Origin of the sequence: Novosphingobium sp. KN65.2 (assembly GCF_001368935.1) — a bacterium.
Classification (GTDB): domain Bacteria; phylum Pseudomonadota; class Alphaproteobacteria; order Sphingomonadales; family Sphingomonadaceae; genus Novosphingobium; species Novosphingobium mathurense.
Genome location: NZ_CCBH010000160.1, coordinates 38,577 through 63,627, shown reverse-complemented (window position 1 = coordinate 63,627; position 25,051 = coordinate 38,577). Strand labels below are relative to the sequence as shown.

The 25,051-nt window shown below is 65.4% G+C and carries 21 protein-coding genes and 1 tRNA gene; 8 read left to right on the top strand and 14 right to left on the bottom strand.

Annotated features, from left to right (window positions below; genetic code table 11):
* Nucleotides 1-7 precede the first annotated feature (7 nt).
* Both panC and SPHV1_RS13600 read left to right on the top strand, forming a co-directional pair.
* Nucleotides 8-865 (top strand): pantoate--beta-alanine ligase, encoded by an 858-nt coding sequence (gene panC, locus SPHV1_RS13605; protein ID WP_082431011.1) that lies wholly within the window; start codon nucleotides 8-10, stop codon nucleotides 863-865.
* A 121-nt stretch (nucleotides 866-986) separates the two neighbouring features.
* Nucleotides 987-1,757 carry a CsgG/HfaB family protein gene (locus SPHV1_RS13600; protein ID WP_054946681.1) on the top strand — a complete coding sequence of 257 codons (771 nt, stop codon included), beginning with the start codon at nucleotides 987-989 and terminating at the stop codon, nucleotides 1,755-1,757.
* Between the two features lie 86 nt (nucleotides 1,758-1,843).
* Here SPHV1_RS13600 and SPHV1_RS13595 read toward each other — a convergent pair.
* Nucleotides 1,844-1,917 (bottom strand) — tRNA-Gly (locus SPHV1_RS13595).
* Between the two features lie 262 nt (nucleotides 1,918-2,179).
* Between SPHV1_RS13595 and SPHV1_RS13590 the strand changes: the two genes are divergently transcribed.
* Entirely contained in the window at nucleotides 2,180-3,541 is a 1,362-nt protein-coding gene (locus SPHV1_RS13590; protein WP_054946571.1) for a malonyl-CoA decarboxylase domain-containing protein, read from the top strand.
* A gap of 22 nt (nucleotides 3,542-3,563) precedes the next feature.
* Here SPHV1_RS13590 and SPHV1_RS13585 read toward each other — a convergent pair whose 3' ends face one another.
* From SPHV1_RS13585 to pepN, 6 genes are all read right to left on the bottom strand, one after another.
* Nucleotides 3,564-4,100: an adenine phosphoribosyltransferase gene (locus SPHV1_RS13585; protein WP_054946680.1), complete on the bottom strand. Its 537-nt coding sequence runs from the start codon at nucleotides 4,098-4,100 to the stop codon at nucleotides 3,564-3,566.
* 83 nt (nucleotides 4,101-4,183) lie between these two features.
* Complete coding sequence (locus tag SPHV1_RS13580) at nucleotides 4,184-5,020, bottom strand: cytochrome c1 (protein ID WP_054946570.1); 837 nt, start codon at nucleotides 5,018-5,020, stop codon at nucleotides 4,184-4,186.
* 28 nt (nucleotides 5,021-5,048) lie between these two features.
* Nucleotides 5,049-6,332 carry a cytochrome b/b6 gene (locus SPHV1_RS13575; RefSeq protein WP_054946569.1) on the bottom strand — a complete coding sequence of 428 codons (1,284 nt, stop codon included), beginning with the start codon at nucleotides 6,330-6,332 and terminating at the stop codon, nucleotides 5,049-5,051.
* Between the two features lie 23 nt (nucleotides 6,333-6,355).
* Complete coding sequence (petA, locus tag SPHV1_RS13570; protein ID WP_054946568.1) at nucleotides 6,356-6,889, bottom strand: ubiquinol-cytochrome c reductase iron-sulfur subunit; 534 nt, start codon at nucleotides 6,887-6,889, stop codon at nucleotides 6,356-6,358.
* 265 nt (nucleotides 6,890-7,154) lie between these two features.
* Complete coding sequence (gene pgeF / locus SPHV1_RS13565) at nucleotides 7,155-7,931, bottom strand: peptidoglycan editing factor PgeF (RefSeq protein WP_054946567.1); 777 nt, start codon at nucleotides 7,929-7,931, stop codon at nucleotides 7,155-7,157.
* A 26-nt stretch (nucleotides 7,932-7,957) separates the two neighbouring features.
* Nucleotides 7,958-10,612, bottom strand: a complete 2,655-nt coding sequence (gene pepN, locus SPHV1_RS13560) for an aminopeptidase N (RefSeq protein ID WP_054946566.1) — start codon at nucleotides 10,610-10,612, stop codon at nucleotides 7,958-7,960.
* A gap of 80 nt (nucleotides 10,613-10,692) precedes the next feature.
* Here pepN and SPHV1_RS13555 point away from each other — a divergent pair, with 80 nt between their 5' ends.
* Entirely contained in the window at nucleotides 10,693-12,009 is a 1,317-nt protein-coding gene (locus SPHV1_RS13555) for a M48 family metallopeptidase (RefSeq protein WP_231634678.1), read from the top strand.
* Complete coding sequence (locus SPHV1_RS13550; protein WP_054946565.1) at nucleotides 12,006-12,788, top strand: epimerase; 783 nt, start codon at nucleotides 12,006-12,008, stop codon at nucleotides 12,786-12,788. The genes SPHV1_RS13555 and SPHV1_RS13550 overlap by 4 nt, the downstream gene beginning before the upstream one ends.
* Here SPHV1_RS13550 and SPHV1_RS13545 read toward each other — a convergent pair.
* Together SPHV1_RS13545 and SPHV1_RS13540 are read right to left on the bottom strand one after the other, a co-directional pair.
* Nucleotides 12,765-13,682 (bottom strand): DMT family transporter, encoded by a 918-nt coding sequence (locus SPHV1_RS13545; RefSeq protein ID WP_054946564.1) that lies wholly within the window; start codon nucleotides 13,680-13,682, stop codon nucleotides 12,765-12,767. The two genes, SPHV1_RS13550 and SPHV1_RS13545, sit on opposite strands and share 24 nt — an antisense overlap.
* Nucleotides 13,679-14,674, bottom strand: a complete 996-nt coding sequence (locus tag SPHV1_RS13540) for a low specificity L-threonine aldolase (protein WP_054946678.1) — start codon at nucleotides 14,672-14,674, stop codon at nucleotides 13,679-13,681. The genes SPHV1_RS13545 and SPHV1_RS13540 overlap by 4 nt, the downstream gene beginning before the upstream one ends.
* Nucleotides 14,675-14,752: 78 nt before the next feature.
* On the opposite strand from SPHV1_RS13540, the gene SPHV1_RS13535 reads away from it, so the two are divergent.
* Nucleotides 14,753-15,043 (top strand): GNAT family N-acetyltransferase, encoded by a 291-nt coding sequence (locus tag SPHV1_RS13535; protein WP_054946563.1) that lies wholly within the window; start codon nucleotides 14,753-14,755, stop codon nucleotides 15,041-15,043.
* A gap of 60 nt (nucleotides 15,044-15,103) precedes the next feature.
* On the opposite strand, the gene SPHV1_RS13530 is transcribed toward SPHV1_RS13535, so the two are convergent.
* From SPHV1_RS13530 to SPHV1_RS13520, 3 genes are read right to left on the bottom strand one after another with little or no spacing between them, the layout of a single operon-like run.
* A complete protein-coding gene (locus SPHV1_RS13530) occupies nucleotides 15,104-18,724 on the bottom strand; it encodes a hydantoinase B/oxoprolinase family protein (protein WP_054946562.1) in 3,621 nt (1,206 codons plus the stop codon).
* A gap of 25 nt (nucleotides 18,725-18,749) precedes the next feature.
* Nucleotides 18,750-19,967, bottom strand: a complete 1,218-nt coding sequence (locus tag SPHV1_RS13525; protein ID WP_054946561.1) for a M20 family metallopeptidase — start codon at nucleotides 19,965-19,967, stop codon at nucleotides 18,750-18,752.
* 19 nt (nucleotides 19,968-19,986) lie between these two features.
* Nucleotides 19,987-21,348 carry a lipopolysaccharide biosynthesis protein gene (locus tag SPHV1_RS13520; RefSeq protein ID WP_054946560.1) on the bottom strand — a complete coding sequence of 454 codons (1,362 nt, stop codon included), beginning with the start codon at nucleotides 21,346-21,348 and terminating at the stop codon, nucleotides 19,987-19,989.
* A gap of 149 nt (nucleotides 21,349-21,497) precedes the next feature.
* Here SPHV1_RS13520 and SPHV1_RS13515 point away from each other — a divergent pair, with 149 nt between their 5' ends.
* Nucleotides 21,498-22,256, top strand: coding sequence for a sugar phosphate nucleotidyltransferase (locus SPHV1_RS13515; protein WP_054946559.1), 759 nt, complete (start codon nucleotides 21,498-21,500; stop codon nucleotides 22,254-22,256).
* Nucleotides 22,257-22,277: 21 nt separating this feature from the next.
* Here SPHV1_RS13515 and SPHV1_RS13510 read toward each other — a convergent pair whose 3' ends face one another.
* On the bottom strand, nucleotides 22,278-22,703 hold the full coding sequence (locus tag SPHV1_RS13510) for an HIT family protein (RefSeq protein WP_054946558.1): 426 nt from the start codon (nucleotides 22,701-22,703) through the stop codon (nucleotides 22,278-22,280).
* Nucleotides 22,704-22,705: 2 nt separating this feature from the next.
* Nucleotides 22,706-23,842 carry a CDP-alcohol phosphatidyltransferase family protein gene (locus tag SPHV1_RS13505; RefSeq protein WP_054946557.1) on the bottom strand — a complete coding sequence of 379 codons (1,137 nt, stop codon included), beginning with the start codon at nucleotides 23,840-23,842 and terminating at the stop codon, nucleotides 22,706-22,708.
* Between the two features lie 163 nt (nucleotides 23,843-24,005).
* On the opposite strand from SPHV1_RS13505, the gene SPHV1_RS13500 reads away from it, so the two are divergent.
* Nucleotides 24,006-25,049 carry a diacylglycerol kinase family protein gene (locus SPHV1_RS13500; protein WP_054946556.1) on the top strand — a complete coding sequence of 348 codons (1,044 nt, stop codon included), beginning with the start codon at nucleotides 24,006-24,008 and terminating at the stop codon, nucleotides 25,047-25,049.
* Nucleotides 25,050-25,051 lie beyond the last annotated feature (2 nt).

Here is a 25,051-nt window from a genome sequence, read left to right as displayed (position 1 = left end):
GTCAGCAATGCAAACCGTCCACAGCCTTGATCCACTACGCCGTGCAGTCGACGCTCTGCGCGCCCGTGGATCGCTCGCCTTCGTCCCGACCATGGGAGCGCTTCATGAAGGCCATCTGACACTCGTTCGCGAGGCGAAGGTCCGGGCGGACCATGTCGCCGTCTCGATCTTCGTGAACCCCCTGCAATTCGGCGCAGGCGAGGATCTCGACGCCTATCCCCGCCAGCTTGAGCGCGATTCGGCGCTGCTGGAGGCCGAAGGCGTGGACGTGCTGTGGGCGCCCACCGTCGATGTCATGTATCCGGTCGGCTTTGCCAGCAACATCTCGGTGTCCGGCGTGAGCGAAGGCTTCTGCGGCGCTTCGCGCCCCGGTCACTTCGACGGCGTCGCCACCGTCGTGTGCAAACTGTTCAACCAGGTCCGGCCCGACTTCGCGCTGTTCGGGGCCAAGGACTGGCAGCAGCTTGCGGTCATTCGCCGCATGGCCCGCGACCTCGACCTCACCCTGCCCATGGCCGATAACATCATCGGTGTGGAAACCGTGCGCGAAGCGGACGGCCTCGCGATGTCGTCGCGCAATGCCTACCTCACGCCCGAACAGCGCGCACAAGCGGCAACCCTGCCTGCCGCAATGAAGACCGCCATCGCTGCCATGGAGGCCAACGAAAGCGTCGCGGGGGCCCTTGCGCGGCTCGAGGCTACGTTGCTGTCCGGTGGTTTCTCTGCCATCGACTATGCCCGGCTCGCCGATGCCGACAGCCTCGCACCGCTCGATGCGCGCGGTGACGGGCCGATGCGCCTGCTGGTCGCAGCGAGGATCGGCAAGGCGCGGCTCATAGACAATATGGCAGTCCAGTCCCAGTAATGTGACAAAAGTCACTGAAATATACTGTTGTTGACTTCGAAATCTGGACTAAACTTGGCCAAGCCCGGGAAGTGGGCTGATGGCGACTCCAATTGAGCGCCCGTCAGGAGGGATGGATTTCATGAAAAAGCTCGCCTGCGCACTTGGCGCAATCGCAATCGCTACCTTGCCCCATGTTGCAACGGCGGCCGACAAGTCGTCGGCACGCAAGCAGCAGGAACAGGGAACCCGCGACATCCCGCACTGCACCAAGAACCTGGGCACCGTCGGAATCGTGGAGCCCGACAACCAGTGGTGGCGTGAACTGAGCCTGGGCAGTCCGGAAGCCATCCTGCGCATCTTCGTGCAGCGTTCCGGCTGCTTCACGCTCGTCAACCGTGGCCGGTCGCTGCAGAGCAGCGCCATGGAGCGCGCATTGGCGGATCAGGGTGAACTGCAGAAGGGTTCCAATATCGGCAAGGGCCAGATCAAGGCAGCCGATTACTTCCTGCAGCCCGACATCGTCAGCACCAATTCCAATTCGGGCGGCGGCGGCGTCGGCGGCATTCTCGGCAGTGTCGGCGGCGGCCTGTTCGGTCGCGGCTTCGGCGCAGTTGCGGGCGGCCTCAACGTGAAGAAGGGCGAGGCGAATGTGACGCTGTCCATCGTCAATTCGCGCACGACGGTCGAAGAAGCGCTGACCGAGGGCTATGCCCGCAAGTCCGACATCAGCTTCGGCGCCGGCGGCCTGTTCGGCGGCAATACTTTCGGTGGCGCCGCCGGCGGCGGTTACCAGAACACCCAAATCGGGCAGATCATCGTCCTGGCCTATCTCGATGCCTATACCAAGCTCGTGACCCAGCTCGGCGGTCTTCCTGCAGACGCGGCCGCGGCTGCACCGCAGGCGCGCTGACGAAGGCAGCAACAGGCGGTCGTCCGGCTATTGCGCGCGGACGGCTGCTGCACTGCAGATCGATTTCGAATGTCCGGGAGGGCGGCTGGAGCGGGTAGCGGGAATCGAACCCGCCTAGCTAGCTTGGAAGGCTAGAGCATTACCACTATGCTATACCCGCTCGATCCGGTGTCTGGTCCGGTCAAAGCAAGCCGCTTCGTGCAGTCGCTTTTCACCAGAAACGTCGTTTCGTCAACGCCTCTCTTGCACTGAAATGAATTCCCGTTGTGGATGGTGACCCTCGGGTCGACGCAAGCGACCGGCGGCGTGGCGGGCCGTACGGACAGCACCCCTTGCAACGCGGAAAGTGGCCACGACATCGTGTTCTCGCAAGTGCAGCAATGTTATGCTGAAACGACAGCCAGACGAGGAGTCGCACGACGATGAGCCCATCCCGTACGCCAAACCCGACCGATGAACAGGCAACCGGCAGGCGCCGCAACGCGCTCGACCTGTTGCTGAACTCGGGCCTCGGCAAGCTGCTGCGCGGCCTTGGCGTCACATCCCGGCGCAGCGGCGGCGAGGGCCTGCTGGAAATCGCCGATGCCCTGCTCTCGCTGCGTGGACGGGCATCCGGCCCAGCTCTCGCATCTGCCTTTTTCGACCTCTACGAGGCCAGCGATGCCGAGGCTCGGCAGGAATTTCTCGCCAAGGTCCATGAACGGCATCCGGCCGATACCAAGGCGATCGACAAGGCCATCGTGCGATGGAACGAGAAGCGTGACGAGGCCGCGGCACTGGCCCTGAACCACGCAACCGAACTGCCCAGCCACCGGATGATCAATCAGCTCAACCTCGCACCGCAGGGCACGCAGCGCCTGATCGGTCTGCGCGAGGACCTGCTGGCCGTACCGCGTGCTTCGCGCTCGTCAGGCATGGCCGCGCTGGACCGCGAGCTGGAAAGCGCCTTCACCGCCTGGTTCAACGCGGGGTTTCTCGAGCTGCGACGGATCGCCTGGGATTCGCCGGCATCGCTGCTGGAGCGCATCATCCGCTACGAAGCGGTCCACACGATCCATGGCTGGGACGACCTGCGCCGCCGCGTCGAGCCGGTGGACCGGCGCTGCTACGGCTTCTTCCATCCCCAGATGCGCGACGATCCGCTGATCTTCGTCGAAGTGGCCCTCACCCCGCAGCTGCCGGGCGCGATCCACGAGGTGATCGCCGAAGAGCGCGAGACAATGGATCCACGCGAGGCGAGCTGCGCGATCTTCTACTCGATCAGCAATTGCCAGGTCGGCCTCAAGGGCATTCCCTTCGGCAACCACCTGATCAAGCGCGTCGTCGGCCTCCTCAAGGAGGAACTGCCCCACCTCAAGACCTTCGCCACGCTCTCACCGGTTCCGGGCTTCGCCAAGTGGCTCGCCAGCGAGCGGGGGACCGATGCGCGGCTGCCCGGATCGGGCGAACTCAAACATCTCGCCGCGCGCTATCTGGTCGAAGCCAAGGGGAAAGGCGGGGAGCCTCTCGATCCCGTCGCCCGCTTCCACCTTGGCAACGGTGCCCGGCTCGAGGCGATCCATGCCAATGCGGATCTCTCGTCCAATGGCCAGAAGCAGTCGCACGGGGTCATGGTGAACTATCTCTACGATCTCGATGAGATCGAAGCGAACTACTTCGCGCTGACCGAAGTAGGCACCATAGCCTGTTCCAGGGCCGTACAGGCCCTGCTCGAAGAGTCCGAAGGCAAGAAGGGCGGCAAGAAGAATGGCGCCGCCAAGGGCAGGGATTCGGTACCGGCCTGAGACGGCGGGCAACGCTCGCCGGTCAGTGCCCGGGGAAGTCGAGCAGCGCTTCTACCGAGACGCCGGCCTCGCGCAGTCGTGACGTACCGCCCAGCTCCGGCAGGTCGACGAGGAACAATGCCTCTTCGACCACGCCGCCTGCGCGCCGGATCAGTTCGAGGGCGGCCATTGCCGTGCCGCCAGTTGCGATGAGATCGTCCATCAGCACGATCCGGCTGCCTTGGGCGATCGCACCGGGGTCAATCTCGAGCGTGTCGGTCCCGTATTCCAGCGCATAGTCGATCGCGAGCACCGGGACGGGAAGCTTGCCGGGCTTGCGCACCGGGATGAAGCCCACACCGCAGTGCGCCGCGACCGCCGCCCCGAAAATGAACCCCCGCGCCTCAATTCCCGCGATAGCCTCGGCCCCGGCCGCCTCGACACGCTGCGACAGCATCGCCACGGCGGCGGCAAATCCGGGACCGTCGCTTATCAGGGTCGTGACATCGCGAAACAGGATACCCGGCTTGGGGAAATCCGGGATCGAGCGCACGAGCGCCTTGAGGTCTTCGGGACTCACGGTTTTCACTCCTTCAAATGCGAAGCGCCCCTGCCATCCGGAGATGGAGGGGCGCCTGCGTGCCGGTCCGGAAGACCGGGTTATCAGTGCTTCTTGTCGGCCCAGATGTTCCGGTACGACATGTAGCCCAGGATGGTCGCGAAGAGCAGGAAGCCGAGGATCGGCCAGCCGGTCTGCTTGCGCTTCTCGAGCTTGGGCTCTGCCGCCCAGGTGAGGAACGCGGCAACGTCCTTCGACATCTGGTCGACGGTCGACTTGGTGCCGTCGCCATACTCGACCTGGCCATCGGCAACCAGCGGCGGGGCCATAGCGAGGTTCAGGTTCGCGAAGTACGGGTTATAGTGCAGGCCCGACGGCGTCTTGGCATCCGGGAACTCCTTCAGGAGTTCGGCGGGCTGTTCCTGGAAGCCGGTCATCAGGGAGTACACGTAAGCCGAGCCTTCGTGACGCGCCTTCGTGATCAGCGAGAGATCCGGCGGAATCGCGTTGTTGTTCGCAGCGCGGGCGGCAACGTCATTGGCGAACGGCGACGGGAAGTAATCCGTCGGGGCGCCGGGACGCATGGTGGATTCACCGGTGTTCGGATCGACGCCCGGAACCGAGAAGCCCGCCGCAATCGCCTTCACTTCAGCTTCGGTATAGCCGAGCGCGGCAAGATCGCGGAACGCGACGTGCTTGAGCGCGTGGCAGGCCGAGCAGACTTCCTTGTAGACTTGGAAGCCCCGCTGGAGCTGCTGGTTGTCGAACTTGCCGAAGGGCCCGTCGAACGAGAAATGTACTTCCTTGGGCCCAAGGTGGAACTTCTTCTCGGCCGTGAGCGGCGACGGTTCAGTCGCAGCCGTAATGGCGCCGAGTACGAAGGACCAGGCCAGGGCTACCGTGAAGAACAGCCCGACGAGGATCGAGAGAATGCGTGCCATGTCTTTCGTCTTTCGTTCTAGCTGTTGATCACGCCGAGGGAGCGAGCTTGGCAGCCTCATCCTCGCCGAGAACGGACTCGGTGATGGAATAAGGCAGCGGCAGCGGCTTCTCGATCGCCGAGACGATCGGCAGGACAATCAGGAAGTGCGCGAAGTAGTACAGCGCGGCGATCTGACTGAACATGACGTAGGGTTCTTCAGCCGGCGCACCGCCGCAGTAGAACAGGACCACCATGGCCGGGATCAGGCCGAACCAGAAGAACTTCTTGTACATCGGACGATAGGAGCCCGAACGCACCGGCGACTTGTCGAGCCACGGCAGGAAGAACCAGACGAGGATCGCGCCGAACATCGCCAGCACGCCCATGAGCTTGGCCGGGATGAAGAAGAAGTCCTGGGTGAAGGCGCGCAGGATCGCGTAGAACGGCCAGAAGTACCATTCGGGCACGATGTGCGCCGGGGTGCTCATCGGGTTGGCCGGGATGTAGTTGTCCGGGTGGCCCAGGGCGTTCGGGAAGAAGAACACCATCAGGCAGTACAGGAACGCGAACACGCCGATCGCCCAGCCGTCCTTGGCGACGTAGTAGGGATAGAACGGAACGGTGTCGCTCTCGCTCTTCACTTCGACGCCGGTCGGGTTCGACGAGCCCGGGATGTGCAGTGCCCAGATGTGCAGGATCACGACGCCCAGGATGACGAACGGCAGCAGGTAGTGCAGCGAGAAGAAGCGGTTCAGCGCGGCATTGTCCGGTGCGAAGCCGCCAAGCAGCCACTGCTGCAGCGGTTCACCGACAAGCGGGATCGCGGAGAACAGGCCGGTGATGACCTTGGCACCCCAGAAGCTCATCTGGCCCCAGGGAAGCACGTAGCCCATGAAGGCGGTCGCCATCATCAACAGGAAGATCACGACGCCCAGCAGCCACACCATTTCACGCGGCGCCTTGTAGGAGCCGTAGTAGAATCCGCGGAAGATATGGATGTAGATGACGACGAAGAAGGCCGAGGCGCCGTTGGCGTGCGCATAGCGCATCAGCCAGCCCCAGTTCACGTCGCGCACCGTCATTTCGATGGTGTCGAAAGCCACCGCGGTGTTCGATGCATAGTGCATCGCCATCACGATACCGGTGACGATCTGCAGCACGAGGCAGAGCCCCGCGAGGAAACCGAAGTTCCAGAAATAGTTGAGGTTGCGCGGAACCTCGTAGCCGCTGCCGACAGCGTTATAGACGAGGCGCGGCAGGGGAAGCCGGTCGTCCATCCACTTCATGAAGGGATGGGAAGGCTTGTATTCCTTGGCCCAGGGAAAGCTCATGATCGTGATCCTCTCTCTTGGCCTTAACCGATCTTGACGACGGTATCGGAGGTGAATTCGTACTCCGGAACCTCGAGGTTCTTGGGCGCGGGGCCCTTACGGATGCGGGCGGCAGTGTCGTAGGACGAACCGTGGCAGGGGCAGAAATAACCGCCGAACTCGCCGCGGTTCTCACCCTCGCCGGCACCCAGCGGCACGCAGCCCAGGTGGGTGCAAACGCCCATGGTGATGAGCCAGTTTTCCTTGCCCTCCTTGGTACGCTCTTCAAGCGTCTGCGGATCGCGCAGGGTCGAGACGTCGACCGCGTTCGCTTCCTTGATCTCCTTGGGAGTCAGGTTGCGCACGAAGACCGGCTGCTTGCGGAAAATCGCCTTGATCGCCTGCCCCGGCTGGATCGAGGAGATATCGACTTCGGTCGACGAAGCCGCAAGAACGTCGGCCGATGCCGACATCTGGCTGACCAGGGGAATCACTACCCCAACGCCAGCGACACCCGCCGCGCTTACCGCGGCGATATTGATGAAGTCGCGCCGCCGCACGCCATCTACTTCTGCCATGTTTGCCCTTGCCTTGCTTTCGACAACCCACTGCCGGGGGACCGACAACGAGCCATCAGCTTACCAATGGTACGCTTGGTATCCCCCTTCGACGGCACGCGGTCCGGACGTGCTCCGGGCCGATACCGACTTGGCGGGCCTGATATACACGAAAGTCGACCGTGCCAACCGCCTTTTTGGTCTGGCACAAGGCGCAGGAAAGCTTGGCGCTTTCGACAGGGACCGCCCCGGTCGTCGGGGGTTTGCTGCAGTCAGGCGGGCCGGTTCAGCCCAGGCCGATCAGCGAAAGCTCGCGCCCGTAGGCGGGTTCGCTGCGATGCGTGGCCCGGCGAAACGAAAAGAATCGGTCCGGTTCGGCATAAGTATCGAGACGCAGGCGCTCCACCGCGGCAAGTCCCCCAGCCTCGAGACGGGCCGCGACATAACCTTCAAGATCGAAATGGTGGTGGCTCTTCCGACCCGGCTTGAAGAAGCGGGCGTTGCCGGCATCGTCCTTGCAGAAGCGTTCGAAGAACGCCTCGTCCACTTCGTAGGACGCCTGAGCGATGCAGGGACCGACGGCAGCAACGATCCGGTCGGCCCGCGCGCCCAAGGCTTCCATCGCTTCGATGGTGCGGTCGGTAACGCCACCGATGGCGCCCTTCCAGCCGGCATGGGCAGCGCCGACGACGCCCGCCTCGCGATCGGCAAGCAGCACCGGCGCGCAATCGGCCGTCACGATCCCGAGCAGCAGCCCGGGTCGATCGGTGACTAGGGCATCTGCATGGGGACGTCCTTCGTCCGTCCACACGTCCCCGCCGACTGTGACGCAATCGGGCGAGTGGACCTGGTAGACCGAGACAAGCTGCGCGCCCGGCTGGACGGCGGCGACGGCGCGCGCGCGATTCTCGGCCACATGATCCGCATTGTCGCCCGATCCGAGCCCAACGTTCAGTCCCGCGACCTCGCCCCGACTCACGCCGCCGCGGCGGCCGAGGAAGCCATGCGGCAGTCCTTCGAGCAGCGCGGCCCGGTTGACTTCGACCGCTTCGCCACAGGTCATGTCAGGCGCCATTTCAGCCCTCATCCTCACCCAAGGCTCTTGGTCACCTGTTCGCGCACGTCGCGCGAAAGGTCCGGCGCCGCGGCGATCTTTTCGAGCTCTGCCTTCATCAGGTGGGCACGCTCCGATTCGATTCGCCGCCAGCGGCCCAGCGCGGGAACGAAGCGCGCGGCAGTCTGCGGATTGATCGGGTCGAGCCGGCGAATCAGCTCGCCGATGGTACGGTATCCCTCACCCCCGACATCGTGGAACGCCTTGGGATTGAGCGCGGCGGTCATGTAGAGCGCCCGCACGCGGTTGGGGTTGGACATCGTGAAGTCCGGATGCAGCGCCAGGTCGCGGATGTGGTCGAGCACCAGCGGGTGGGTGGAACCGGCCTGCAGCGCAAACCACTTGTCGATGACCAGCGCGTTGCCCGCATAGCGCTTGTGGAAGTCATCCAGCGCCTGCTGCCGCTCGGCAACGTCCAGCCCGCACAGCACGGACAGCGCGCTCTGGCGATCGGTCATGTTGTCCGCGGCCCAGTACTGGGTATCGGCCCGACGCGCCCCTTCGGCCGGATCGGCTGCAGCAATGTAGATCAGCGCCTGCGCCTTGCACTTGCGCGCACCGCGGGCCCCGGCATCGCGGCTGTAGGGCACCGCGGAAACGCGATCGTGCAGCGTCCGCAGCGAAGCGGACAATTCGCGCCCCAACCAGGCCTTCAGATCCTCGCGCGCCTCGTAAAGGGCGCTCGGGTCGGCGACCAGCAGCTGCTCGGCAAGGTAGGACACCGGCGGCAACATCAGCAGCTCGCCGCGCATCAGGTCGTCGAGCGCCACATCGTCGAGGACCGCGGCGAAGGCGCGCTTCACGGCATTGCGTTCGGCTGCGAGGGATGCCGCGCCCATGTTGCCGGAGACGGCCGCGATCAGGTGGCGCACGACAAGGCTCTGCATCGCCTCGTAACGGGCGAAGGGGTCGTCGTCGTTGGCGGCAAGGAACACGAGGTCATCGACCGGCCGCTCGACATCGAGAGCGATCGGCGCGGAAAAGCCTCGATTGACCGAGAGTACCGGAGCCTTGGCATATCCTTCGAAGCGGAAGCTGTCGCTGGCCTTGTCGAGAACGATGAGCCGCTCGCCGTCGTGGCTGGACGTTTCGCGGTCGAACAGGGCAATCCGCAAGGGAATGGGCATGGGCTGCTTCATCGCCTGCCCCGGGGTGGAAGGAACCGCCTGGCTGGCGGTGAGGGTAACGCCATTGTCTTCATGGACCATGCGCACCTGCACCTGCGGCGTTCCGGCCTGCGAGTACCACAGGCGGAACTGCGCGAGATCCAGCCCGGCGCCTTCCTCGATCGCCTTGATGAAATCCTCGCAGGTCGCCGCTTCGCCGTCGTGCCGCTCGAAATAAAGGTCGGTGCCTTTGCGGAAGCGCTCCGGCCCCGCCATCGTCCGCATCATGCGGATCACTTCGGCACCCTTGTTATAGACCGTCGCGGTGTAGAAGTTCGAGATCTCCTGATAGGAATCGGGCCGGATCGGATGCGCCAGCGGGCCGGAATCCTCGGGGAACTGCGCCGAGCGCAGGACGCGCACGTCCTCGATCCGCTTGACCGGCTCCGACCCCATGTCGGCGCTGAACAGCTGGTCGCGCAGCACCGTGAAGCCTTCCTTGAGCGAGAGCTGGAACCAGTCACGGCAGGTGATCCGGTTGCCGGACCAGTTGTGGAAGTACTCGTGCCCGATCACGCCCTCGATCGCGTCGTAATCGGCATCGGTCGCCGTGTCCGGCTCGGCCAGGACGTAGCGGGTGTTGAAGATGTTGAGGCCCTTGTTCTCCATCGCCCCCATGTTGAAGTCGGAGACGGCAACAACATTGAACAGGTCGAGGTCGTATTCGCGCCCGAAGGCTTCCTCGTCCCACTTCATCGAGGCGATCAGCGAATCGAGCGCGTGCTGGGTACGGCTTTCGTCTCCGGGACGAACCCAGATGTTCAGTGCGACCTTGCGGCCGCTCCGGGTCGTGAAGGCGGCGCTGTTGGCAACAAGGTCGCCGGCGACGAGCGCGAAGAGATAGCTCGGCTTGGGCCAGGGATCCTGCCACTCGGCCCAGTGGGTGCCGTTCTCCCCATCGCCCTGCGCGGTACAGTTGCCGTTCGAGAGCAGGATCGGGAAGGCCGCCTTGTCGCCGGCCATGCGCACCGAATAGACCGAGAGCACGTCCGGCCGGTCGGGGAAGAAGGTAATCCGGCGGAAACCTTCCGCCTCGCACTGCGTGCACAGCATCCCGTTCGATGCGTAGAGGCCCATGAGCTGGCTGTTGGCGATCGGCTTGATCAGCGTCTCGATCTCGATGGCGTGGGCATCGCCGTGCAGTTCGATCAACAGGTCCGGACCGTCGAGCCGCCAGTCATTGATCGCCTCGCCATCGACCCTGACCGCAAGCGGCGCGATCTGGTCGCCATTCAGGCGCAGCACGTCCGAGCCGTTCCCGTCCGGATTGCGCTGCACCGACAGCTTCGAAGTGACGTGCGTCTCATCGACGCCAAGCGCGAAGTCCAGGGCGATCTGCGGCACCAGCCAGGCGGGCGGCAGGTAATCTTCGCGGTGGATGACCGGCGGCGCCTGCGGGGGCGGCGCGGCATCGGCAATCTGCATGTTGGCTTCGGAGTCGGCGGGCGTGCTGGCAATGTCCATGCCCTAGATTTAGAGGCTTACCTTGCGATTGCCAGCCGGTACGGTACGAATTCACCGGCACTCTGGGGGAATGGCGCCGAATGATGCATGGCAAGCGCGCAGCGATGCTGCTGATCGCGGGGACAGCGATCCTCTCGGGCTCCGCACTGGCGGCAAGCGCGCCGCAGGCCGGGTTCGACGTCGACCAGGCGACCCGGCTCTGGCTCGACACCCTGCAGGGCCCGGCCCGCGCCAGGTCCGACGCCTATTTCGAAGGCGGCTACTGGCTACCCCTGTGGGGCACGCTGATCGCGGTACTGATCGACTGCGCCCTGCTGCATTTTCGCCTGTCAGCCCGGTTCCGGGACTGGGGCAGCCGAATCTCGCGGCGCCCCTCGGCCATCGTGGCCGTCACCGCGCTGCTATACCTGTTCGTCGGTTCCCTGCTGACACTGCCCTGGACGATCTACAGCCAGTTCTTCCGCGAGCGCGCCTACGGACTGATGAACCTGTCGTTCGGCGGCTGGCTGGGAGAACAGACCATCGGCCTTGCCTTCAGCCTTGTCGTGGGAACCGTGCTGCTGGTCGCGCTCTATGCCGCGATACGCCGCTTTCCGCGCCGCTGGTGGGTGCTCGGCACCGGTATCGTCGCCGTCTTCGCGCTCGTCGCGCTGCTGCTGGCGCCGGTCTATCTCTCGCCGCTGTTCAACACCTACAGGGAAATGCCGCAGGGCCCGGTCCGCGACCGCATCGTCGCCATGGCAAACAGGTTCGCTGTCCCGGCAGAGCACATCTACGTTTTCGACGCGAGCAAGCAGTCCGACCGGATTTCCGCCAATGTCTCCGGAATCGGCCCGACGATCCGCATCAGCCTCAACGACAATCTGCTCAACCGTTCGACGCCCGAGGAGATCGAGGCCGTGATGGGCCATGAACTGGGGCACTACGTCCTCGGTCATGCCTGGCGCAACATCGCCTTTTTCGTCGTGCTGGCTGCCCTGTGCCTGTTCCTGGTGGCGCGGATCGCCCCGGCACTTATCGCCCGGTATGGCCAGCGCTGGGGTGTTCGGGATCTTTCCGATCCGGCATCGGTTCCGGCGATGATGATCTGCATCTCCGTCCTCTCCCTGCTGGCGACGCCGCTGACCAACAGCCTGATCCGGATCGACGAAAGCGAGGCTGACGTCTTCGGCCTCGATGCCTCGCGCGAGCCGGACGCCTTTGCCGCGATCGCGATGAAGCTGGCCGACTATCGCAAGATCGAGCCTGGCCCGCGCGAGGAAATCCTGTTCTTCGACCATCCATCCGGCGCGACCAGGGTGCGCATGGCGATGCAATGGAAGAAGGACCATGTGCCCGATGCCCGGATGGTTCACCCCGCCCCCCTGCCCCAGCACTTCGGAGAACACCACAAGTGAAGCGCCGCCTGTTCATCTTCGGCCTCGGCTACACAGCCGGTTACATCGCGAACCGGCTCGAACCCGCAGGGTGGGAGGTCGTCTCCACCGGCCGCGACGGTACCCTGTCTTTCGACGACGAGGGCAATGTGCGCATGGCGCTGGCCGACGCCGATCACGTGCTGTCATCGGTTCCACCGGGCAGCGAGGGGCTCGATCCGGTACTGGAACGCTATGGCGACGCGCTTGCCGCCAAGGCGTTGTCGTACCTGTCCTCAACCGGCGTCTATGGCGATGCCGAGGGCGCATGGGTCGATGAGAGCGCGCCGACGGGAACGGGGCGCCGCGTCGCCCGCGCCGACGCCGACGCCGCATGGCTGGGGCGCGGCGCACGCGTCTATCGCCTGCCCGGGATCTACGGTCCGGGCCGCTCGATCTTCGAACGCCTCGCCGAAGGGCGTGCCCATCGCATCGACCTGCCCGGACAGGTGTTCAGCCGCGTCCATGTCGAGGATATCGCGGCAGGCGTCATCGCCGGTCTCGACGCGGCCCCGGGGGCCTACAATCTTGCCGACGACGAGCCCTGCAGCCAGAACCGGCTTGTCGAGGAAGCCTGCGCCCTTCTCGGCATCGCACCGCCGCCGATGCAATCGCTCGAGGCAGCGAACCTGTCGCCGATGGCGCGCTCGTTCTATGCCGAGAACCGCCGCGTCGCCAACGGCAAGGCCAGGCGCGCGCTCGGCTGGCAGCCCCGCTATCCCAGCTTCCGCGAAGGCCTACGCGCGCTTCGCCCGCGCTGACAACGCGACCAGCAGACCGACAAGCGCCAAGAGGGCGCCGCCGCCGGCAAGGCCGGTCCAGCGATAGTTCTCGAAAAAGGTCGAAAGCACCATCGCAACGACGGGAACCGCCACGCCGTTGTAGGCCGCCTTGCCCGCGCCGAGTGTCCGGATCAGCAAAAAGTAGAGCGGGAACGTCACGACCGACCCGAAAATCGCGAGATAACCGATCCCGGCGAGATAGCTCCAGCGCATGTCGATCACCGGAGGGCCAGCGGTAACGATGCTGAACAACGCGTCCGCCAGCGTGCCCCACACCATCGCCCAGGCAAGCAGCGGCACGATGAGCTGACGCCGCCCGGCAGGCGTCGCCTGCAGGACGTTGGCAGAGGACGCACTGAACAGTCCGGCGCAAGTCAGTACGATGCCCAGCGCAATGCGGCTGTCAGGCGGCGCATCGCGGAACTCGTGGATCAGCAGCAGGGCGATCCCGGCAATGGCGATCAGCGAGCCCAAGACGAAGCGCGGCTTCACGGTCTCCTTCAGGAACAGCCGCCCCAACAGCGTGTTGGGGACCATCAGCAGCGCATAGAACACTGCCACCAGCCCGGAAGTCAGGTGCATTTCGGCACGGTAGACGAACTGGAAGTTCAGAAAGAACTGCGAGAGCCCGACGAAGACCGCGAGGATCATCCCTTCGCGCGAAAGCCGCAGCGGATCGCCCCGCAGCTTCGCGAAGATGAACATGCCGACACAGGCGATGGCGAAGCGATAGGTGATCGACCAGCTGGCCGGGACCAATCCGACCTGGTCCTTGATCACCAGCCACGTCGAACCCCATATCGCGGTCACGATCAGGAAGGCGGCGGCGACCTTGGCCTGCGAAGCGACCGGTTCGGCGGCGCCGTCGCTCATAAACCGGCAATCGCCCGGGCCAGCGCCGCGGCCGCCTCGGGCCGGGTATCCCACGCGGTTACCAGCCGCGCCGCATCCGGGCCCCAATCGTAGAATTCGAAGCCCTGCGCGCGCAGTGCCTCCCGCTCGGCGGCGGTGGTGGTGAGAAACACTTCGTTGGCCTCCACCGGGTGGAGCAGGCGCGACCCGGCCGCCGCGGCGATCTCGGCAGCGGCCGCATTGGCCGCGCGCGCATTGTCGAGCCACACATCGTTGTCGAGCATCGCAAGGATCTGCGCCGCAAGATAGCGGCCCTTGGACTGCAGATGCCCTGCCCGCTTGCGCCGGTAGCGGGTCTGGCGCGCGAGTTCGGGATCGAAGAAGACGATCGCCTCGGCGCCCATGCCGCCGTTCTTGACGAACCCGAAGCTGAGCGCGTCGGCGCCCAGCGCCGCCTCTGCCGGGCTGCAGCCCAGAAACGCCACGGCATTGGCGAAGCGCGCACCGTCAATATGCAGCGCCAGCCCGCGTCCCCTGGCATACCCTGCAATCGCCGCGAGTTCTTCGGGACGATAGGCGCAGCCGTATTCGCTGACCTGCGTGACCGAAACCGCGTGGGGCTGGACCTGGTGGACATCGTCGCGGATGGGATCAACGACCGAAGCAATCGCTTCGGGGGTCAGCTTCGCGCTTTCGCCATCTGCCAGCATGAGCTTTGCACCGTGCATGTAGAAGCCCGGCGCGCCGCACTCGTCGACCTCGATATGCGCCTCGCGGTGACAGACCGCACCGCCGTGCGGGGGCACCATGGCCGAGAGGGCAAGGCAGTTCGCCGCCGTGCCCGTGGCCACCCAGAGCGCCGCGCAGTCACGTCCGAACAGCGCCGAAAAGCGCGCGTCCATCTCACGGCTCAACGCGTCGTTGTCATAGGGTGAATCGGCCACGTCCGCAGCCATCATCGCCTTCCAGACCGCGGGATGAACGCTGGCGGCATTGTCGGAGAGGAACTTCATGGCCATATGCCCTGCTTGGGCTTGCGCCCTGCGTCAAGCGCTTGCATGCGCTGCCATTCACGCACCGGAGAATGCCGCATGGTCGGAGTGACCATAACCAAGCACGAGAAGGAAACGCGCGGCGAATATATCGCCCATGTCGCGGACAGCGATGCCGTCGGCCGCCTGACCTGGGTCGAGCGCGACGGGGTCCATTTCGCCGATCACACCCTGGTACCGCCCGAGATCGGCAATCGCGGAGTCGCGATGCGGCTGGTCGAGGCGATGGTGGCCGACGCGCGCGAAAACCAGTTCAAGGTCGCACCGGTCTGCAGCTATGTGGTGGCTGCGTTCAACCGCCACCCGGACTGGAACGACGTGCGGGCCTGAAGACCGCGCCTGCCGGTCCACGGGGCCGCCACTGCAGACACGACAGCGATTGCCGCAAGGTCAATCCGGCTCGCCGTAACCGCCGCCGCCGGGCGTCTCGATCACGATGACGTCTCCGGCCTCGAGGCGCGCCGAGCCGGTTGAACCCAGATCCTCTATGGTACCGTCAGTACGCTCCAGCCGGGTACGACCGGGGGCTGCGTCCTCACCGCCGGCAAGGCCGAAGGGCGCGACCTTGCGTCGCTGGGCGAGGATGCCCGCCTGCATGGGCTCGAGGAAGCGCAACCGGCGGGTGGCCCCGTCGCCGCCCTTGTGCCGTCCCTTCCCGCCCGAACCACGCCGGATCGAGAACTCTTCCAGCAACACCGGGAAGTTCGTCTCGAGCACTTCGGGATCGGTCAGGCGGCTGTTCGTCATGTGGGTCTGGACGACGCTGGTGCCGTCGAAATCCGGGCCCGCCCCCGAACCGCCGGCAATCGTTTCGTAGTACTGGCGCCGCGCGTCGCCGAAGGTGAAATTGTTCATCGTCCCCTGAGACGCCGCCATCGCGCCCAGCGCGGCGAACAGGGCATCGGTGATCGCCTGGCTCGTCTCGACATTGCCGGCGACGACCGCAGCCGGTGCGCGCGGGTGCAGCATCGATCCTTCGGGCACGATAAGCGTGATCGGGCGCAGGCAGCCCTCGTTCATCGGCACCGCATCGTCGATCAGCGTGCGCACGACATAGAGCACTGCCGCGCGCACGACCGGGAGCGGTGCGTTGAAGTTGTCCGCAAGCTGGTCGCTGGTGCCGGTGAAGTCGATCGTCGCGCCGCGCGTCTGGCGATCGATGCTCACCGCCACGCAAATCTGCGCCCCGTTGTCCATCGGCACGCGGAAGGTGCCGTCCGACAGTCTGTCGATCAGCGAACGGACCGCATCTTCGGCATGGGCCTGCGCATGGGCCATGTAGGCATCGACGATCTCGCGTCCCTGCTCGCGGGCGATGCGGCGCAGTTCCGAAGCGCCGCGCGTGCAGGCGGCGACCTGCGCGCGCAGGTCGGCGATGTTCTGGTCTATGGCCCGCGACGGGTACGGCCCCGAAGCCAGCAGTGCGCGCATCGCTCCTTCCTGAATTTCCCCGCGATCGACCAACAGCACGTTGTCGATCAGCACGCCTTCATCGTCCAGCGAACGGCTGCGCGGCGGCATCGATCCCGGGCTGATCCCGCCGACGTCGGCATGGTGCCCGCGCGCCGCGACGAACCACGCCGGTGCGCTATCGTCACCCTCCGCGAAGACCGGCATGACGACGGTGATGTCGGGCAAATGGGTGCCGCCATCGTAAGGCGCATTGAGGACATAGGCATCGCCCGGCAGCAGTCCGCGCCCGTCCTTCGCATCGCCCCGCCGCGCCAGGATCGTGCGCACGCTTTCGCCCATCGAGCCAAGGTGCACCGGCATGTGCGGCGCATTGGCGACGAGACTGCCGTAGCGGTCGAACACGGCGCAGGAGAAATCGAGCCGCTCGCGGATATTGACCGAGCTGGCGCTGAACTGCAGCGCCGCGCCCATCTCCTCGGCGATCGCCATGAACAGCGCGCCCATGATCTCCAGACGCACCGGATCGCACGCCGTGGACTGCGCCTGCGCGACCTGCAGCGCCCGGACCCGGGTGAGCAACAGGTTGCCGAACGGGTCGACGCGCACCCGCCAGCCGGGTTCAACCACCGTCGTGGAGACATCGTCGACCACCAGCAGCGGACCGTCCGCCTCGAAACCTTCGGCCAGATCGGCGCGCAAGTAGAGCGGCACGCGGTGCTCCGCCCCCTCGGTGAAGATGTCGACCTGTTCGGCGGGAGGGCCGGAGCTGTCCGGCAAGGCGAGCGTCGCGCCGCCTGCATCCTGCGCGGCCGATACCGCCTCGACGCGCAGTGTCTCGGCAATCAGATCGCTGCCCGCCCCGAAGCCGAAGCGATGCAGCCAGCCTTCGCGGAAGGCATCGCGCATGGCATCGAGCGTGCCGAAGCCCACCTCGATGGCATTATCGCTGCCCTTGGGCCGTACTGCGAGAGTAGCCTCCATGGCGATGGTATCGACCGCGACACCCTGCGCCGCCAGATCGTCGCGCGCCTGCCCACCCAGCGCCGCAACGGCTTGTCCGATTTCGTCCATGCTGCGCGCCTCGAGCGGCAGTGCGAGCGTCCGCTCGTGCAGCATGCGCCGATCGGCAAGGCCCATGCCATAGGCGGACAGCACGCTTGCCAGCGGATGGCACAGCACCGTCCCGACGCCGAGTGCATCGGCAACCTTGCAGGCATGTTGCCCTCCGGCCCCGCCAAAGGTCACGAGCGCCGCACGCGTCATGTCGTGACCGCGGCGCAGGGACACGGTCTTGATCGCATTTGCCATATTGGCGACCGCGATCTCGAGGAACCCTTCGGCTGCCTCTTCGCGCGACAGGGCCCTGCCGGTTGCGGCACGCACATGCTGCAGCACTTCGTCCATCTTTTGCTGCGCAGCATGGAGTGACAGCCGCTCGTCGCCTCGGGGGCCGAAGACGTGGGGGAAATGCTGCGGGCGAAGCTTGCCGAGCAGGAGGTTGCAGTCGGTCACCGCCAGCGGGCCACTGCGCCGGTAACAGGCCGGGCCCGGTACGGCGCCCGCGCTTTCGGGCCCGACAAGGAAACGCGCCCCGTCGAAATGGCAGATCGACCCGCCGCCCGCGGCAACGGTCTCGATCCGCATCATCGGCGTTCGCACGCGCACCCCGGCGACGCGCGTCTCGCTGTCGCGCTCATACTGCCCGGCAAAATGCGAAACGTCGGTGGAGGTCCCGCCCATGTCGAAGCCGATGACATGATCGAAACCGGCCTCGCGCGCGATCGCCGCCATGCCGACGATGCCGCCTGCCGGGCCGGAGAGGATAGCGTCCTTGCCGCGAAATGCGGCGCCGGTCGCCAGCCCTCCGCTCGACTGCATGTAGAGCGCGGCAACCCGCGAGCCGAGCCCCGCTTCGAGCCCCGCGACATAGCGGTCGAGCACCGGCGAAAGGTAGGCATCGACGACCGAGGTATCGCCGCGCGCGATGAGCTTGATCAGCGGGGCGACCTCGTGACTGACCGATACTTGCGTGAAACCGACCTCGCGCGCGATCCGCGCCAGCGCTGCCTCGTGAGCGACATGGCGATAACCGTGCATGAGCACGATGGCGATGGCACGCAGCCCCCGGTCGAAGAAATGCTGCAATCCATCGCGTGCAGCATCTTCATCGAGCGGGCGGTGGATCGTCCCGTCCGCACCGACACGTTCGTCGATCTCCAGCACCGCGCCGTGAAGCGGTTCAGGCCGTTCGATGTGCCTTGCGAAGATGTCCGGGCGCTCCTGCGTACCGATGCGCAGGGCATCGCCGAAGCCGCGCGTGATGGCGAGCAGCACCGGCTCTCCCTTGCGTTCAAGCAGGGCGTTCGTCGCCACCGTGGTGCCGAGCCGCAGTTGCGCCGGTGGCAGTTCACCCGCGCGCACGCCGGTCAGACGGCGCATCGCCTCGACCGCGGCATCGTCGTAGGAACCGGGACTTTCGGAAAGCAGCTTCAGGCGTTCGAAGCGGCCGTCGGGCGCCTTTGCCACGACATCGGTAAAGGTACCGCCCCGGTCGACCCAGAACAGCCACTGGCCGGTTTCCTCACTGCGATTGGTCATGTGCCTGGTTCCGGTACGGCTCGCCTCAGGCGAACCCGCGATCGAGGTAGTCCCGGGCGAGCCCGGCAAGGTAGGCTGCGCCTTGTGGCATGACGGATTCGTCGACGATCATTCTGGTCGAGTGGATGCCGCAGCAATGCTGCCAGTCCGCCCCTTCATGCGCAACGCCCAGAAAGAACATCGCACCGGGCACTTTCTCCAGCACATAGGCGAAGTCCTCTGCCCCCATGATCGGATCGGGCAGACGCAGGAACGCCTGATCGCCGAACATCCGGCGCGCGACACTTTCGCCAAAGCCGACCGCCCCGTCATGGCAGACGGTGACGGGGAAGCCTTCCACCGTATTCACCTTTGCCGACAAGCCGTGCGCTCTGGCGATGCCGGATGCCAGCACGGCGAGGTCTTGCTTGAGGCGCGCCCGGTTTTCAGCCGAGAGTGTGCGCATCGTGCCGACCATGCGGGCTTGGTCGGCGATGACGTTGTGCGCGGTTCCCGCATCGATCCTGGCGATCGTCACCACCACCGGATCGAACACGTTGAACTTTCGCGCGACCATGGCCTGGATGGCGGTGACGATCTCGCAGGCGACCGGGACCGGGTCGAGCGTCTGATGCGGCATCGAGGCATGGCCGCCGCGCCCGGTCACCACGATCTCGATCTGGTCAGCCGCTGCCAGCAGGGGCCCGGTGCGACCGCCGATCAGGCCATGGGGCGCATTGGGCATGACGTGCAGGGCAAAGGCCGCGTCGGGCAGTGGCCGGTCGAAGCCCTCGCCCCCCAACAGTCCGTCCTCCAGCATGAAGCGCGCGCCGTGATAGCCTTCCTCGCCGGGCTGGAACATGAAACGGACCTCTCCCGCAAGACTGTCGGCCCGGGCGCAGAGGATCTCGACCGCACCGGCCAGCATCGCGACATGGGCATCGTGGCCGCAGGCGTGCATCGTGCCCGGCACTTTGGAGGCAAAGTCCAGGCCGGTTTCCTCCGGCATCGGCAGAGCGTCCATATCGCCGCGCAGCAGGACCGAACGGCCCGGCCCTGCCCCGCCCTTCAGTGTGGCGACGAGGCCCGTCGTCGAAGCGCCTTGCTTCCAGTCGAGCGGCAGGTGCGCCAGCGCCTCGCGGATCTTGTCGCGCGTCCTGGGCGTGTGCAGCCCGATCTCGGGTTCGGCATGAATCGCGCGGCGCAGCGACACAATGCCTTCGGAAATGCGGGCAGCTTCTTCGATCAGGGCACAGGGAGGCATCGCCCCATGATAGACCTGGTCACCCGCCTGTCGACCCGGCTTCCTTGTCGACCAGTTCGATTTCGTGCCGCCGCAACTTCTGAAGGGTGCGCCACGCCATAAGGCCCATGGCAAGGTAGGACATCGCCCCGCCGACCGCCACGGCCCATGCCGCGCCCGCCGGCCCGATGGGGAGCAACAGGTAAAGCCCGATGCCAAGCCCCGCCACGGCGAAAAGCCTTGCCACCAGCGCAAGCCGCGCACGTCCGGTCGAATGCAGGACCGGTTCGAAGGCGACACTGGCAAGATCGAAGCTGGCCGCGATGGCCAGAGGCACGAGAATAGCCGCGCCCTGCTCGAAATCGGGTCCGGCGATCAGCTCCAGCAATTGCCGCCCGATCAACAGCGCGATCGCGACCACCACGAGGCCGGCACCTCCCGCAATGAGGCTGGTCTGCAATGCGAGCTTGCGAAACTCGGCAAATTCGGTCGAGACGCGCACACGGGCCACTTCGGCATAGACCGAGCGTGTCAGCAGCGTCGAAAGCTTGCTCAGGGCCTGCGCCAACTGGGAAGCGAGGCGATAGAGACCGGCCGCGCGCGTACCGACGAAGGCACCCACCGCCAGCAGTGGACCGTTCTTCATGGTCGCCTCGATCGACGACCCGGCATAGGTCACCAGGAAAAAATGGCCCACGCCCTCGTTTTCGGCGAAGGCCTGACGCCACTTGGCAAGGTTTGAAAGGCGCACGGCCTGCGGGCACAGGCGTCGGGCCATGGCCCAGTAAAGGATTGCCTCGACGATATCGATGGCGGCCCAGGCAAAAAGGAACCGTCCCACGCTTGGACCGGTCGCCCAGATCACCAGCGCAGCGATGAGGCGTCCTGTCGGCACGACCGCTTCGACATAGACCGCCATGTCAAAGCGGTGCAGCGCACGCACGATCCCGGTCGGGGCCGAAACCAGCGCCCAAAGCGATCCGCAGGCGAAGTAGAAGGCGATGTCGATATAGGCCGGGTTGAGTTCGAGTACCCCGGAAAAGCCGTAGATCAGGATGGCAGCGAGTCCGCAACCGATGACCGCCCCCACCGCGTCCAGCATCCCGCACAACATGCCCAGACGGCCGAATTTGCCCCAGTCCTCGGCATGGATGTGTTCGCTGCCGTAGCGCACGACGACGCGCCAGGTCTGGAAGCCCGCAATCGCTATCAGCGCCTGCGCCGTTCCGAAGATCAGCGAAAAGTGGCCGAAGTCCTTCAACCCGAGCGTACGCGTCAGGATCGCAAGGTAAGCGAGGCCGCAGACGGCACCGAATCCCTTGCCGCCGAGCAGCCAGGCCGTGTTCTGAAGTATCCGCCGGAGGGGAGAAGCGTTCTCGAGGCGGTCGCGTTTGGCGGACATCACGGGTGCATTTGGACGAGCACCGTTTCACTTGCAAGGTTTCGCGCGATGCAAATCAGGCAGGCCGTGGTGCAGCCGACCCGCATCTTTCTATTTTCGCCCTTTGGGGCTAGAGGGCGCTGCTTGCGCCAGCAAGCCAGGTTGTAACCATGATCGAACACGCCATCCTCCTCAGCGCCGGCCAGGGCTCGCGCCTGCTGCCGCTCACTGCCGAGCGTCCGAAGTGCCTGATCGACTTCTCCGGCAAGTCGCTGATCGAATGGCAGATCGAAATGCTTGCCCGCGGCGGCGTGAAGCGGATCGACGTCGTGACCGGCTTCATGACCGACATGCTCGAAGAGCACCTCATGGCGATCGAAGACCCGCGCGTCGAAATCTCCATCCGGTTCAACCCCTTCTACAAGGTCGCGGACAACCTCGGGTCCTGCTGGATCGCGCGCGAAGCGATGCGCGGCGACTTCCTGATTCTCAACGGCGACACGCTGATCTGCGAAGAGATCGTCCAGCGCGTGCAGCAGGGCGCGACGGACAAGGACGGCAAGACCTGGCCCGTCGCCGTGACCGTCGACGTCAAACCCGATGGCTACGACAGCGACGACATGAAGGTGGAACGCGAAGCCGATGGCCGTCTCATCCATATCGGCAAGACGCTGACCGCCAAGCAGTCCAATTCCGAATCCATCGGCTTCCTCGCCTTCCGCGGCGAAGGCGCCGAGCTGTTCCGCGAGACCGTCCGCCAGGCGATGCGCACCCCAGAGGGCGTGCAGCACTGGTACCTCAAGGTCATCGATTCGATCGCACCGACCGGGAAGGTCGGCACGGTTTCGATCGAAGGCCTGGACTGGGCAGAAGTGGACTTTCTCAACGACATCGAGATCGCGACAAAGCTGACCGACACCTGGGCCTGATCGTTCTGCCCCCCACAGGGCTTAGAAGAAGCCCTTGAGCCAGGTCACCAGCGCGGCGAGATCGTCGCCTTCGAGCGCTACGGCGTGGCCGAGGTCCGGCACTTTCGGCCAGCCGCAGTCGACGAATTCGCGGCCCTGCCATTCACGCGCTCCCTCGTAACGGGGGATCACGTGGAAATGGACATTGGGGTCGACCATCATCAGCATCAGGTAATTGAGCTTGGCATAACCCACCGCCTTGCCCAGCGCCGCCTCGATGGCACCGGTCGCCAGCTTTAGCTCGGCATGCGCCTCGGTCGGCAGGTCGCCGAAGGCGGTGACTTCGGACTTGGCGGCCAGCACCAGCGAACCGAGCGTCGGCTGCGCCGCGCGGGCAAGGACGACCCAGTGGTCGAACTCGGCGACCAGCGTTGCCGGGCAGCCGAATTTCTCCATGGTCACATTCATCGTCAGTCCTCCGAAAGCCAGGAGGTGATCGTACCGCCCCTGGCGCGCACATTCCATGCCTGCACCAGCCTGACCGCGTGAATCAGGCAGGACAGCACCGTCCACCACGCCACGGCCATCAGGCCGAGGTCGGGCCGTGCGAAGAGCATGGAGACGAACAGGATCACCATGTTGGGGTTGCGGCGCGCAGTGATCAGGCGGAACCGGCTGTCGAAACGGCGCCACACGTGGATGTGCATCATGCCGTTCTGGCGCATGAACCCGCCTTCGATCAGGCGCTGGACGACGTAGCCGCCCTGGATCGCGCCCTGCACCCACCAGAAGGTCGCCGTGTCATAGGCAAGGCCCCAAGCGGCAAGGCCGGTAGCCCAGAACCACCACCAGAACGGCGGATGGACGAGGTCCATGCCGTGGTCGAAGATGTTCCCCCAGTAGGAAGAAGTGATCGTACACCGGGCCAGCTTGCCGTCCACGGTATCGAGCACCATGAACACGAGGCCCGTCGCCATGCCCGCCCAGTAATGACCTTGCGCGAACAGGACAGTTGCGATCACGCAGAACACCGCGCCGACAAACGTTACCATGTTCGGGGTTATGTGCAGCCGGGCGCAGATGCGGGTCAGCACCAGTGCCCATTCCGGCCAGAGATACTTGGTCAGCAGGTCGGTCACGCCCTTGTAGGCGCCGAAATAGCTGGCGCGCTCCAACTGACGGACAGTGTCCTTGCGCAGCGGCAGCAGGAACGGCGTCTCGCGCTTGCGAAGCTGCTTGTTCTCGATCGTCGGACCCGTCTCGAAGGCGACGACGGTCATGCCTTCGGTCTGGTCCAATGCCACTCCGGCGGTCATCGCCTCGGCGATTCGGCGCGCCTGGTTCGCATCCGCAGCATGTGCGAGCGCCGGAACGCCTCCCAGGGTAAGCACCATGCCCGGTCGGTTGACGATATGCCGAAACCACGCCGGGTCCCAGGCGAAAGCAGCCGCAGACAGGATCGCCGGTCCATCCGGCACCGTGTCGGCAGGGGTGAACCTGGAGGCCCGTGCGATCCGGGCCACGCGCTCGGAGACGTCCAGCCCCCACAATTTTACGGGATTTTCGCCGATCGTCACGACCGGCACCACTTGCGAATTTTCCACCATGGAGTCCTGCCGTAGTCGAGGCCGCGGGGGCTGGCAATCGCCGGGGTCACCGGCGGAGTTCTTGCATCTGCGCCGATGCACCCGCGCCACAGAAGTGTAACTTTCCTGTGTCAAACCATGTTTCATGGTGATTTTCGGCTCGGGTGTCACTACATAGGCGCCCGTGTACGGATCGATTTACGAGTTTGAATCACTGCCGAGCTTCGGCAAGCGGGGAAGCGAAAGCCTCTCGCGCCCCGGGTCGCGTGTCCGCCGTGGACGCGCCGTTCCGCTGGTCGGGATTGTCCGGAATCCGCGCAGCCACCGCAACAAGGGCATCGCGCCGGAAATGGCCGATTGCTCCAACATCCTCACCGAGACGCCCTGCACCCGCGAGGAGCTTCACCACACCCTGGCCGAATTTGCGCGTCGCGGCGTAGACTATCTTGTGGTCGACGGCGGCGACGGCACGGTGCGTGACGTCCTGACGTGCGGCGCCGACATTTTCGGGAACGACTGGCCGACGCTGATGATTCTGCCGAAAGGCAAGACCAACGCGCTGACCGTCGACCTCGGCCTGCCCAATCACTGGTCGCTGGCCGAAGCACTTGCTGCAGCGCAAAACGGCAATACCGTGACCCGTCGCCCGCTGCGCGTTGCACCGGCCGATGGCTCGGGCGGCTGCATCCAGGGCTTCATCTTCGGTACCGGAACCTTCGCGCTGGCGACCGAAGCCGGGCAGGAAGCGCATCGCCGCGGTGCCTTCAACAGCTTCGCCGTCGGCCTCTCGATCCTCTGGGCGGTCATCCAGTCGCTGTTCGGCGGCGCCGGCAACCCTTGGCGCGCCTGCACCCCGACCCGCCTCGTCGACCGTTTTACCGGACGCCCACTGCCGCGCACGGGCCCGGGCCGCGACGATGAGCGCTTCATGACCTTCGCGACGACCTTCGAGAAGTTCCCGCTCGGCGCGCGCCCCTTCGGCAAAAACGTGCCCCCGGGCTTGAAACTGGCCGTGGTCGACTGGCCGGTACGCTGGGTGATGATGCTGGTCCCGGCAATGCTCTTCGGCTTTTATGGACGCTTCCTCAAGCGCGCAGGCGTGCACCGCTTCTGCGCCAGCGATGTCGGCATCGACCTCGGCGGATCGTTCATCCTCGACGGCGAGGCTTTCCCCGCCGGCCGCTACATCCTCGACGAAGGCCCGCAGCTTACCTTCGTCGTCCCGTGAGC